The following is a 14,399-nucleotide window of genomic DNA, read 5'->3' as shown; positions in this document are numbered from 1 at the left end:
TTTTTTTAGTTAAATCTTTCATAAAAATAGTATTTAATTGTATTAAGTTTACTGAAAAACTTATTTTTGCCTAATTATAAAATTCGAAATGAAAAAATATCTTTTATTGTTTATCATCGCTGTTTTTGCGATGTCTTGCTCTAAAAAAGTTGAAGTAAAAGGAAAAATTACAGGCGGTTCTCCATTAGAAAGAATCGAGTTTATTGAGGCTTCAGGCGTAGCCACTTTACCATTAATCAATATCGGTATCAATAAAGACGGAACATTTGCAGGAACCTTTGAAGCTCCTAAAAGCGGGATGTATGTAATGTCCTATGGCGGGAAACAAAATTTAATTTATTTAAAAGGAGGCCAGAAGCTTGAAATCTCAGGCAATGGGGCCACTTTCCCTTCTGAATATGTGATCACGGGTGATGCTAAGAATAACAATGATTTCTTTACGGCAACCCAAAAATACCTTTCTACTTATGCTCAGACGGTTAATATGAACGAGCTGATGATGAAGGATGAAAGAACATTCTTAAAAGGAATGGAAAAGGTGCAGGCTGATATCAATAAAAATATCGAAGAAAACGTTAAAAAGTTCAATCCGGATGATGAAATTATCAAATGGAAGAAAAATGATCTTGCCAGTACTTTGCTTACGATTATGAATCAATATGACACGAGCCATAAGCAAATGGGCAACCCATCTTTTAAAGTGACGAAAGCTTTCACTGATTTTGAAAACAAGCTTCAGGAAAATAAAGAAGTGATGGTAAAGGAAAATCCTTACTACAGACAGTATCTTTTAACAAAAATGAGTCCTGATTTCCAGAAATATGCACAGGCCAACAGTGCAGGAAAAAAAGATATTACCACTTCGGAATTATTTTCAGAATATCTGAAGAAAAACCAGAAAGACCTTTCGCAGACCGCCAAAGATTATTTACTGGCTTTTGTAATGGCGCAGTCGGATATTCATCCGGGTTCTCCTGAGAAAACGATTGAGAAAATCAAAAAAATCATTGATACGGATATTAAGGATGCTGATATTAAAGAAGATCTGAAGAAAATCCAGTTTGCCATCAACGGTTTCAAAATAGGGGAGCAGGCTCCTGAAGCCGCATTGGTTAAAGCAGACGGGAAATCTTATAACCTTGCGGATAACAAAGGAAAACCTTATCTGTTAACATTCTATGCTTCATGGAATCCTTATATCGGGGAAGCTACCATTCCTGTCTTAAAAGAAGTGGTGAATTTCTATAAGTCTAAAATGAATTTCGTTTTTGTAAATGTAGACGATACCAAAGATCAGTTTGTAAAAACAAGCAACTCTTTATTAAAAGGAATAAACGGAGCAAATGTTTATGCCGACGGCGGATTAAATTCCGATATTGCCAAGAAATACGGTGTGTATGGTTTCAAATTGCCTTGTTTTGTCATTGTAGACAAAGACGGTAAAATTGCAAGCAAGCCGTTCTTCAACCTTGGAGATCCTGAACTGGTAACCGTTCTGGATAAACAGACGGGGCTTTCCGCTCCGAAAGTAAATCCTGATGTTCAGTTACAGCAGCCGGGTTCAGGCATGGGAATGGATCCTGCGGCAGCGGCACAACAGCAGACACCTGTACAGGCAAATCCACAACCGGCCCAGACAAAATAATTTAAATTCAATACATATAAAAACCTTGTCTTCGGATAAGGTTTTTTTTATTGTATTTTTGCAAAATAAATCAGCAGTTTTTAGCTGATAAAAAACAGAACTTTTGATGGGACTAAAAAAATCCATCAGACAAACAGAAAATTACGGATGAAAAAGAAAAAGAATCTCATTCTTGAAAATATAAAACTTTTAAATGCTGGTGCCAAAGGCGTGGCCATCGGCCGCACGGAAGAAGGGAAGACGGTTATGGTTTCAGGGGCAATTCCGGGAGACGTTGTTAATGTAAGGGTGAAAAAATCAAAATCCAAATACTTCGAGGGGGAAGTTATTGATTTGCTTGAAAAATCACCTTACCGAGTAGATCCTAAATGTATTCATTTCGGTGTCTGCGGAGGCTGTAAGTGGCAGAATATGAGCTATGAAAAACAGCTGGATTTCAAGCAGGAAGAAGTCTATAACAATATTAAGAGAATCGGTGGGATTAGTGATTTTGAGACTCTTCCTATTCTGGGGTCTGAAGAACAGTATTTTTACAGAAACAAAATGGAGTTCTCTTTCTCCAATGCGAGATGGCTAACCCAATATGAAATAAGCTCTGAAGAAAATTTCGGCAATAGGGACGCGCTTGGCTTCCATATTCCCGGAATGTGGAGCAAGATTCTTGATCTTAAAGAATGTTTTCTGCAGGAAGATCCTTCAAATACCATTCGGCTGGCGGTAAAGGAATATGCCGTAGAACACGGCCTGGAATTCTTTGATGTGAGAAATCAGGAAGGGTTTTTAAGGACCTTAATGATGAGACAGAACTCAAAAGGAGAGTGGATGGTTCTTTTTCAGCTGTACAGAGAAGAAAAACAGAACAGAGAAAATCTTTTTGAATTTCTGCTGGAGACATTTCCGCAGATTAAAACTTTGGTCTATGCCATCAATCCTAAACCCAATGATTCGATCTATGATCTGAATGTCAATGTATATTTCGGGGAAGGTTTTTTAATGGAAGAAATGGATGGACTGAAATTTAAAATCGGCCCGAAGTCATTTTTTCAGACCAACTACAGACAGGCTCTTGAATTATACCGGAAGACGCTGGAATTTGCTGATCTGAAAGGCGAAGAAGTCGTATACGATTTATATACGGGGACAGGTACGATTGCCCAGTATGTCGCCAGAAACGCAAAACAGGTGATCGGAATTGAATCTGTCCAGGAAGCGATTGATGCAGCGATAGAACATGCGGAGCTGAACGGCCTTACCAATACTACTTTTTACTGCGGGGACATGAAAGATATTTTCAACGATGAATTCCTTGCGAACCATCCGAAGGCAGATGTCCTGATTACAGACCCGCCCAGAGACGGGATGCACCAGAAAGTGGTGGAACAGATCTTAAAACTGGCTCCTGAAAAAATAGTGTATGTCAGCTGTAATTCAGCAACCCAGGCTAGGGATCTGGCTTTAATGAAAGAACAGTACACGGTAGTGAAAATTCTGCCGGTAGATATGTTTCCGCAAACCCATCATGTGGAAAATATTGCATTATTGATTAAAAAATAATTTATATACATTTGAATACCATCAGATCTTATTATGAAATATTTTAAATTCCTCATAGCAGTCTGTTCTTTAAACCTCCTTTTTTCATGTGGGGGCGATGATGACATTTGTGAGAGTGGAGAAGGAACTCCGAGGATGAAAGTCTCTTTTCTGAATGCGGAAAGCGGAAAGGAAAAAACTCTTGATTCACTCTATGTAGCGGTAGACTACGGCTCCGGAAAAGTTCAATTGGGCGTACAGACCAAGATTACTTCACGGGTCATACCATTAAGAGTGGATGATACACCCTATACAGACATTTATTTTAGAATTGCCAATAAAGGGGCAGAATCCAAGATAAGAGTAAGTTACACAACAAAGTCCATTTATGTTTCCCCGGGATGCGGTATTAAGAAAATGTATGAAAATTTAAATCCGGTACTGGATCCTGCAACAACCAATCCGGTACAAAGTATACAGTCCGGACAAAATTTTATAGAGAATGAAGACAAAACAAATCTTTACCTTCTTTTTTAGCATAATATGTATGTTGGGCTTTGCCCAGGATAACAACCAAGAGGTTAAAAAAGAAAAATGGAAATATGAGCCTAATTTTATGGTGGGCGGAGACATTCTCAATGCTGGCGTTTCTTTTTTCTCAGACCGGAAACTGTACCAGGGATTTATATCATCAAAAATAAAAGACAATATTCACGGTATTGTTGAAGCCGGTTTTGAGTCTAATGTATATCAGAAAAACAGCTATGATGCAAAAGCCAGCGGTCCTTTCCTGAAACTGGGTGCCTTTTATATGCTGGCCAAAGACCCTGAAAATGAATTCAACGGGTTTTACGGAGGTGGAAAAATCGGAGGCTCATTTTATACGCAGGAATATAAGGCTGTTCCGGTCCGTGGATTTGGAGGGAGCAGTTCCTCTGTAGGGTTTCCTTCATCCACGCAGTCGTCTTACTGGCTTGAAGGGACTATCGGAGGAAGGGTTCAGTTGTTTGAATCTGATTTTTTCATTGATGTAAATCTTCAGCCGAGGTATATGGTTGCTACTACAAAACAGGATGAAATCCAGCCGATGATCGTTCCCGGGTTCGGAAAAAGCTCTTCCAAATTCAATATGGGATTCGCTTGGAATATTGCGTATAAGTTTTAAATATAGGTATTATTGTTTCAAAAATTATTTATAATATAAAGCTCCGGTTTGTGCCGGAGTTTTTATTTTTCAAGGATTAACTTTATTTTAACAGGGTTATTGTAAAAAAACACTATGCTTTTTTAATGATGTAATGTGTAAAATGGTTACATTTGGAAAAAATTATAATTAAATTAATTTATGAAAAGATTACTTACTACTTTAATGTTTACTTTGGTAGGAGGTGCTGTGTTCGGTCAGTGGACACCAACTTCCTTTAAAAAGGCAGACAATAGTAAAAGAGGTACAGGATTTAGCGTAAATCAATCGGGTGTAAGAAGTAACGGGTACTATAAATTAGACCTGAATCTCCTGAGATCCCAATTGAGCAATGCGCAGGAAATGGGACCGAATGCAATTCCTGTTGTAATTTCTCTTCCTACGATGAGCGGGAAGATTGAAAGATTTAATGTATATAGTTTTCCGGTTGTTGTAAGAGAACTGGCAGACAAATATGAGTTAGGTTCTTATGTAGGAACCAGTGTTGATGATCCGACTAAATATTTAAGATTCAGTCTTGCTCCAAACGATTTTCAATCGATGGTTATAAATGGAGATAAATATGAATTTATCGAACCAACTTCTACTGACAGAACAGTATATGGTGTTCATCCTAAAACCAAAAAGAATGCGGGTGGGTTTTTATGTTCTACAGATGAAGCTCCGGGAGCTAAAAAACAGATTGATGCTTTATTAAAGAAAGGGCAGTCATTTTCAAACCAATCAACAAATTTTTCTAAGAGTTCTGATAAGAAATACAGAACAATGAGATTGGCAATGTCTGTTACAGGTGAATATACTCAATATTTTATGACGCAGGCTGGTGTACCAGCTACTGCGACTGATGATCAAAAAAGAGCTCCTGCACTTGCTGCTATTAATGCTACTTTAACCAGAGTAAACGGTGTTTTTGAAAAAGATTTCGCTTTACACCTGAATCTGCAAAATTATCCGAGCATAATTTATATTAGCGCAGCATCAGATCCTTATTCTGGTGCTACTGCTGGAGCTGCAGGTGCTTGGAACCAGCAATTGCAAACCGCATTGACCACTAATGTAGGAAATACTAACTATGATATCGGGCACCTATTCGGAAGATCCGGAGGCGGAGGGAATGCAGGATGTATCGGATGTGTATGTGTTAATCCCACAACTAATGTACCTTTAGGAAAAGGCTCAGGATTTACCTCTCCTGCAAATGCTATTCCTCAGGGGGATAGTTTTGACATTGACTATGTAGCTCACGAAATGGGGCATCAGTTGGGAGGAAACCACACATTCTCTATGAATTTAGAAGGCAGTGGTGTTAACATGGAGCCGGGTTCAGGTTCTACCATTATGGGATATGCAGGGATTACAGGTCCTAATACGGATGTTCAGGCAAATTCGGATCCATATTTCCATATTGCAAGTATAGACCAGATTCAGGAAAATTTAATTGCTAAAACCTGTGATGTAGAAACTCCGATTACCAATAATCCACCGGTAATTGCCGCTTTGCCTACTTATAATATTCCTAAAGGGACTGCATTTGTTTTAACGGCTTCGGCTACAGATGCTGAAGGTAATCCGATGACTTATTCTTGGGAAGAAGTTGATGATGCATCAGTTACTACAGATAAATTTAACTTGGGGAATACAATTTCAGGAGCTTCTTTCAGATCTTCTCCTCCAAGTACTAACCCAACAAGATATTTTCCTAAACTTACTTCTGTATTGAATGGAGTATTAGATAACACAAACAATACATGGGAAGCGGTATCTACTAAAGCAAGGACTACAAACTTTGCAGTAACCGTAAGAGATAATAACCCGAATGTGCTTCAGCAGCAATCGGATTTTAAAGTTCAGACTATTATTGTAGGAAATAACGGGCCTTTCAGATTAGCGAATCAGTATGCTGACGTGAATACACCGACTCCGATTCAGTGGATCGTAGCAAATACTACTGCTGCTCCTTACAGTGTAGCTAACGTTAAGATTGATTATACAACAGATAACGGAACTACATGGACTGTATTGGCTGCTTCTACACCGAATGACGGGACTGAAAACTTTACTTTTCCTACTTCTCTAAATGGGCAGACAATCAAAGTGAGAGTTTCCTCTATCGGTAATGTATTTTATGCAGTAGGACCGGTTACCATCGGGCCGCTTTCTGCTTGTAGCAGTGCTGCGCCGACCAATGTGGTGGTAAGTAATATCACCGTATCTACAGCTAGCATATCATGGATGTCATATACTGGTGCAACCTACAAGGTTCGTTACAGAAAAGTGGGTACAACGGTATGGACGGAAGCTGATACAACAGTTCCTTCCGTTAACATCAGCAATTTAATAGATGGAACAGCGTATGAAGTTCAGGTCGCCTTGGTTTGTGGTACTACAATTGGCACATATTCAACTTCAGTAAACTTTAGTACCCCTGTTCTTGTATATTGTACTGCAAATTCTGGTGGTTCAGACTATGAATATATTTCAAACGTAACCATTGCTAATATAAATAATACTTCGGCAAACAGTACTTATACAAACTATACTACGAGTACTGCGCTTCAGATCAATTTAACAAAGGGAACTACATACCCTATGTCTGTTACGCTTAGCAATCCTGATGTTCCGGATTATGATGCGGTAGCAGCATTTATTGATTTTAATAAGGACGGTGTATTCAGTGATTCGGAAAAGGTATTGAATTATCCTGTAGCTCTGACACCATCACCGACTGTAGTTACTAGTAACGTAACCATTCCAAGCGATGCAGTGGAAGGACAGCCTTTGAGAATGAGAGTCTTAGGATTTTATATAGGTGCTGGTCCAAATGTAGGTGCGTCATTACCTGCCAGCCTTGCCTGTGGAGAGAATTTTGATGGTGAAATAGAAGACTATAATGTAGTTATTACCGGAAATTCATTAGCGACCAACGATATAGCAGGTCCTAAAAATGATATTCAGATTTATCCGAACCCGGTATCAGATATACTGAACATTACTAAAGTTTCTGATAAAGCATCTTACAAAATCTACAGTGCTGCCGGTCAGTTAGTAAGACAGGGTAATATTAACAGAGGACAGATTAATGTTTCTGAATTAATCAAAGGAAATTATGTGATTACCATTGAAGAAAAAGGAAAAGAAGCGTTCACTTCTAAATTCATTAAAAAATAATTAAATATTAAATATTTATCATAAGAAATCCCCGGCAAGGCCGGGGATTTTTGTTTTTTTTATATTATCGGATATCATATTTTATTTAGTAAAAGGAAGGATTTGCTCACCTTGTAGTTAATCAGTGAGATTTAACTATTTAAACATGATAAACTGTTTATGGGTTTGTTTATTCTGATTACATGGTTCAAATCCTTATGGAATTTATATAAAAAAAATAGTTACATTTATAAATTAATAATAAAAAATCATTAGATTTGTTTAATTAATATATTGAGAAAGTTATGAAGAAAAATTTTACTTCTTTCTTTTTCCTCTTTTTGTTTGCGATAACCAGTGCACAATGGAGTCCGACAACATTCAGGGGAGAAAAATCCAAAGCAGGTTCTGATATTAAGAACTATTATTCTCTAGACATTTCTTTACTAAAGTCTCAATTGGCAAAAGCGCAGGAAACGGGCAAAAATGCAAAGCCCGTCACCATCTCTTTGCCAACTTTAGAAGGAAAAATCGAAAGGTTTGCCGTTTACAGCTTCCCTGTGGTAGTGAAGGAACTGGCAAACCAGTATCAATTAGGCTCCTATGTGGGCGTTGGGATTGATGATCCCGGCAAGTACCTGAGGTTCAGTCTTGCCCCTGATGATTTTCAGTCGATGATTATCAAAGAGGGTCAGTATGAATTCATAGAGCCGGCTGACAAGTCCAAAACAGTTTACGGTGTGCATCCGAAAACTGATAAAAGCAATGAAGGTTTCCTGTGTTCGATGAATGAAGACAGGCTGTCTAAACAACAGATAGAAAACCTGTACACTACCGGTAAAGCTTTTTCTAACCAGACGACCAATTTTGCAAAATCTTCTGACAAAAAGTACAGAACGATGAGACTGGTGATGTCCGTAACAGGAGAATATACCCAGTTTTTTGGAGGAACTGTTGCCAATGCCTTAGTGGCAATCAATGCCAGTTTAACCAGGGTAAACGGGGTATTTGAGAAAGACTTTGCCCTGCATCTGGATCTGCAAAATTATCCGGGTGTTATCTACACCAATCCTGCTACGGATCCTTACTCACCGGCAGCAGCTGGTGCAGGCGGTGCATGGAACGGAGAATTGCAACAAACGCTTACGGCTAACGTTGGTAACGCCAATTACGACATCGGTCACTTATTCGGTGCTTCAGGCGGAGGCGGTAATGCAGGCTGTATAGGCTGCGTTTGTGTAAATCCAAGCAGTTCGGTGCCTAATGGTAAAGGCTCAGGATATACTTCTCCTGCAGACGGTATTCCACAGGGCGATAATTTTGATATTGACTATGTAGCGCACGAAATCGGCCATCAATTGGGAGCCAATCATACGTTCTCTCATGGATTGGAAGGTTCAGGTGTCAATGTTGAGCCGGGTTCAGGTTCAACTATTATGGGATATGCAGGGATTACAGGTCCTAACACAGATGTTCAGGCACACTCAGATCCCTATTTCCATGCGGTAAGCATTACACAGGTTCAGAATAACCTTACCAGTAAAACCTGTGATGTGGAAACTGCCGTTACCAATAACCCGCCTGTTATTGCGGCATTACCGACATACAATATTCCAAAAGGAACGGCATTTGTCTTAACAGCTTCTGCAACCGATGCTGAAAACGACCCAATGACGTATACCTGGGAAGAAGTAGATAATGCATCTATTACGATTAATAAAAATAATTTAGGAACCACTGCTACGGGTGCATCGTTCAGATCATTTAATCCGACGACAAGCCCAACGAGATATTTTCCTAAATTATCTTCAGTGCTGGCAGGGGTTTTAAATAATTCCAATAACGGCTGGGAATCTGTTTCTACCGTTGCCCGAACAACTAATTTCCGGGTAACTGTAAGAGATAATAATCCGGTAGCGAATCAGCAGCAGACTCAGTTTGCCAATCAGCAGATTGTTGTGGGTAATAACGGCCCTTTTAAAGTGACCAGCACCACAGCTTATAATAATGGTCCTACCAATATTACATGGGATGTTGTGAATACAACAGCTGCCCCTTATAATGTAGCCAATGTAAAAATTGACTATACCACTGATAACGGGGTAACCTGGACAGTAGCTGCAGCTTCTACGGCTAATGATGGTAATGAGTCTATAAACTTAACCGGTCTTACATTGGGTGGTACCGTTAAAATCAGGGTAAGTTCTATCGGAAACGTATTCTATGCTATCGGAAGTTCCACAGTGGCTTCATTAGCCAGCTGTACCGGAGCCGCTCCGGCAGGTATTGCTGTTTCAGCGATTACACAGACAACAGCAACCGTTTCATGGACAGCTACAGCGAACTCAACGTATATAGTTCAGTACCGTCCGTTAGGAAGTACAACCTGGCTTACACTGCCGTCAACAGGAAATTCTATAAACCTGACAGGCTTAAGCGATGGTATTCAGTATGAGGTTCAGGTATCTACAGTTTGTACAGGTGTTCAGGGGCCTTTCTCTGCATCGGTCAACTTTACTACTTTAGGGCTTAACTACTGTACTATGACTTCCAGTAATTTTGCTTCAGAATATATTTCAAATGTTACCGTAACTCCTGTAGGTGCACCGGTAATGAGCAATAACTCTGTAGGATCTACTTATACTGATTATACAACTACACCAAGTGCTTTGGTAAACTTGGTTATCGGATCCACCGGAAATACAGTTTCTGTATCTAAATTCTATCCTGGTGGCTTTAGTTACAGTGAGGCTGTAGGAGTTTGGATTGACTTTAACAGAAACGGAATTTTTGAAGCCAACGAACAGGTGATGACTTCTCCGGCCAGTGCAACCACTCCGGTTACCGCTACATTCAACGTTCCGGCAACGGCCTATAACGGTCCGGCAACAACAAGAATGAGAGTGGCTATGAGATATTTTGATTCTCCTGTAATGTGTCAGAGTTTCGGGGATGGTGAAGTAGAGGATTATGCTGTGAAACTGATCCAGCCGATTCCTTGTACGAGCAATGCTCCGCTGAACCTTTCGGTAACCAATATTACAGCTACTTCTGCTTATGTAATGTGGGATCCTGCTGTAGGTGCTACCTACGTATTACAGTACAGACCATTGGGTTCTACCGTTTGGACTACAGTTCCTTTAACAACCAGTTCTTACACCATTAACGGCTTAACGGAACAAACCCAATATGAAGTTCAGGTTGCATATATATGTTCCGGAACTACAGGAACCTATACTGCACCGATGCCGTTTACAACGCCTGCAGTTAATTATTGTCCGATTACTTCAAGCAATAACACGAACGGCTATATTTCAAACGTAACGATTGCCCCTACGAACTCTTATGTGATGAGCAATAACTCAGGCGCGAATACCTATACAAACTATTCTGCTGATCCTGCCAAATTAATCACACTGGTTCGTACTTCTACCAATAACAGCATTTCTGTTTCTAAATCATGGTTAGGCACTACTACCTCTTCGCTAGCGGTTGGAACCTGGATTGACTTTAACAGAAACGGTATTTTTGAAACGAATGAAAGGGTAATCAATACCACAACCAGTACAACAACACCGATTACAGCAACCTTTACGGTTCCTACAACTTCTTACAATGGTCCGTTGACGCTTAGAATGAGAGTGATCTTCTCTACCAGCACTATTACGGATCCTTGTGCTACAGTGGCGAACGGGGAAATTGAAGACTATGCGGTTAAGATCATTGATCTTTCGCCTTGTACGACAGCTCCGCCGTCTCCGATTGTTGTTTCCAACATAACAGCTTCTACTGCCTTGGTTTCATGGATCAATGCAACAGGAGCTACCTATACGTTGAGGTACAGAACGGGAACGGGTGCATGGACGACTATTGCAGCAGCAACCAATCCTTATACGATTACTAACCTTAATGGTTCCACTATCTATGAGGTACAGGTGGCAACGATCTGTGGCGGTGCTACCGGTGCATGGTCAGGTTCTGTAAACTTTACCACACCTGCAATTTCATATTGTAATTCAGGGACAGCAACGGTTACTGATGCCTATATTAATAACATTACGGTATCCGGTACCAATACTCCGGCTATGTCCAACAACTCCGGCCCTAGTGTATATACGGATTACTCTAATGATGCTACGAAGATTATCACATTAGCCCGTAACTCTACAAATAATTTACTTTCCGTAGGAAGAACCATAACATCAGGTACTTATTCTACGTATGCATGGATCGACTTTAACGGAGACGGAATATTCAACAATAATCCGACAACGGTTCCCGGCGGAGAGAGAATCATGAATTTAGGATACTCTTCGACAACACCGGTTACTGCTACGTTCCCTGTTCCGGCAGGAGCTTACGCAGGTACCAATAAGGTGAAAATGCGTGTGATTGTGTATTTCCTTACACCAACTGATGCTTGTTCAGTTCTTACAAGTAATGGAGAAGTTGAGGATTATCAGGTTAAATTCGTTGATATCCAGCCATGTACTACAGCAGTACCGGCAGGTATTACTTTGACCAACGTAGGAGCTACTACAGCTACAGTTTCATGGATATCTTCTACAGGTGCCACTTACCTGGTGAGATGGAGAACGACCAATCCTGTCGGACCTTGGAATGTATCTCCAGCTCCTATTACAGGAAACAGCTATAATATTACAGGTCTTACAGAACAGACGGCGTATGAAGTACAGGTCGCTACAATTTGTGGCGGAACCCAGGGACCTTGGTCTACATCTATACCATTTACCACAACTCCGATCACGTACTGTAATATGACGGGGACGGGAACTACCGATTTCATTTCCAATGTGACAATGACTTCAGTTAACCCTGGTATTCCTCCGATGAGCAATACATCCGTTCAGACAAATTATATCAGCTATACGGCTCCGGCTACCCTGGTTAATTTAGAGATCGGTTCTACAGGAAATAAAATTTCCGTAACCAAAGGATGGTCCGGATCTGCACAAAGTGATGCCGTATCTGCATGGATTGACTTTAACAGAAATGGTGTATTTGAAACTTCAGAACAGATCATGGCTTCTGCTGCAAGCGCTACTACGCCGGTAACAGCATTATTCAATGTGCCTGCAAACGCGTATAGCGGTCAGTTAACGACAACCATGAGAGTGGTTCTGAAACGTTCAAGCGCACCGGTAATGTGTCAGAATGCTGTCAATGGAGAAGTTGAAGATTATGCGGTAAAATTAAGACCTTGTTCTTCAACGATGCCTACCAATTTGGCATTTAATACGATCACACATACTTCTGCCAATGTTACGTGGACAGTACCTACGGGCAGTCTTACCTTTATTGTAAGATACAGAGTCTCCGGTACAGGTACATGGACAGAGGTAGTAGCTTCTACATTAACAGGAAACCCGCCGTTAAATCTATCAGGACTGACACCTGCAACCCAATATGAAGTACAGATTGCTTCAAGCTGCGGAACTTCTCCTGGAGCATTTACGGCTACGCAGACCTTCACAACGAGATGTGACCCTACACCTCCGAATGTAACGATCGGTACGGTAACATCAACCTCTGCGGTAGTCAGCTGGGCTCCTATAGCAGCAAGCTCTACCTATCAGATCAGATACAGGATTGTAGGAAGCGGAACTGCAGGATGGGTAACAGTCAATGTTACAACTCCGCCTTTAAACACCTATACCCTTACCGGTTTAAGTCCGTATACAACGTATGAAGTGCAGGTAGCCAATATCTGTAACGGTGAAACCACAGTAAATCCTTGGTCGAATCCTAAAGTATTTACGACAGAGAGAATCTGTGAACTGCCTCCTCCGGGATTAACGATCACTAATCTTACACCGACTACTGCAGTCGTAGTGTGGGATCCTTTCCCTGGAGCTACTTATATCTTAAGATATAGAAAAGTAGGTATTCCCAGCTGGACAACCGTAACGGTTAATACCAGCACAGTGACATTAACCGGCCTGACTGAACTTACGCAGTATGAAATGCAGGTAGCAAATGTATGTAACGGTACGCCGGCTAATTATACGCTGCCGTATTTCTTTACAACGCCAACCATCGTATATTGTCAGATGCACTCTGCAGCATTTACGGAATACATTTCAAAAGTCACCGTTACGCCGAATGGCAAACTGAAAATGGAAAATGCATCGAATGCTTCTAATTATTCAGACTTTACAGGTAACCCTCTTAAGTTTATTGAATTGGTACAGGGTTCTACAGGAAACCAGATTACCATTGACAAAAAGCTTACGGGAAGTGCGAAGGCAGGGGTAGCAGTTTGGATTGATTTCAACAGGAACGGTTATTTCGATATCAACGAAAGAATCTTGGCTGCTGATCCGAATACGGACGCTACGGCCAGCGGAACATTTACGGTACCTGCAGATGCATTCATCAGCTTGACAGATTATAAATATGTAGTAATGAGAGTCGCGATGGCAAAAGATGCAATTCCGGTAAACTGTGCTAACTTCCCTAACGGCGAAGTGGAAGATTATACCGTAAGGATTTCTAAACTTCCTGTTCCTAACCCGGTTAACCAGACGGAGATATTAATTTATCCTAACCCGGTTAAAACAGTATTATATGTGAAAAATATCAGCAAAAAAGCGAATTATAAGATCTATAATGCTGCAGGACAGTTGGTATCCAGCGGAATTATCCTAAACAATAACATAGATGTGCATAACCTGATAAATGGTGTTTATGTAATAGACATTCAGGACGGAAACGATATTTCTGCCCAGAAGAAATTTATCAAAGAATAGGTTACATTTAATATTAATTATTCGTAATAGGCTCCCGGAAACGGGAGCCTATTTTTATTGGATGTGCATCAATAGCCAACAATAAGAAACCCGTTAGAAT

At 40.4% G+C, this 14,399-nt stretch carries 6 protein-coding genes; all 6 read left to right on the top strand.

The annotated features are described in order from the left end of the window. Positions 1-88 precede the first annotated feature (88 nt). Positions 89-1,645, top strand: a complete 1,557-nt coding sequence (locus H561_RS0113310) for a TlpA family protein disulfide reductase (protein WP_027387462.1) — start codon at positions 89-91, stop codon at positions 1,643-1,645. A 147-nt stretch (positions 1,646-1,792) separates the two neighbouring features. Further along, positions 1,793-3,199: a 23S rRNA (uracil(1939)-C(5))-methyltransferase RlmD gene (gene rlmD / locus H561_RS0113305; RefSeq protein ID WP_027387461.1), complete on the top strand. Its 1,407-nt coding sequence runs from the start codon at positions 1,793-1,795 to the stop codon at positions 3,197-3,199. 33 nt (positions 3,200-3,232) lie between these two features. Next, positions 3,233-3,715, top strand: a complete 483-nt coding sequence (locus H561_RS0113300) for a DUF6452 family protein (protein WP_027387460.1) — start codon at positions 3,233-3,235, stop codon at positions 3,713-3,715. Then, a complete protein-coding gene (locus tag H561_RS0113295; protein ID WP_027387459.1) occupies positions 3,681-4,343 on the top strand; it encodes a DUF6048 family protein in 663 nt (220 codons plus the stop codon). Before H561_RS0113300 ends, H561_RS0113295 begins: the two co-directional genes overlap by 35 nt. Positions 4,344-4,523: 180 nt before the next feature. Then, positions 4,524-7,550, top strand: coding sequence for a reprolysin-like metallopeptidase (locus H561_RS0113290; protein ID WP_027387458.1), 3,027 nt, complete (start codon positions 4,524-4,526; stop codon positions 7,548-7,550). A gap of 284 nt (positions 7,551-7,834) precedes the next feature. Further along, positions 7,835-14,299 (top strand): GEVED domain-containing protein, encoded by a 6,465-nt coding sequence (locus tag H561_RS23335; RefSeq protein ID WP_051349383.1) that lies wholly within the window; start codon positions 7,835-7,837, stop codon positions 14,297-14,299. The last annotated feature ends 100 nt before the right edge of the window (positions 14,300-14,399 follow it).

Origin of the sequence: Chryseobacterium gregarium DSM 19109 (assembly GCF_000430845.1) — a bacterium.
GTDB classification, from domain to species: domain Bacteria; phylum Bacteroidota; class Bacteroidia; order Flavobacteriales; family Weeksellaceae; genus Chryseobacterium; species Chryseobacterium gregarium.
The sequence above is the reverse complement of the archived record's forward strand: the minus strand, read 5'-3'. Positions and strand labels throughout refer to the sequence as shown.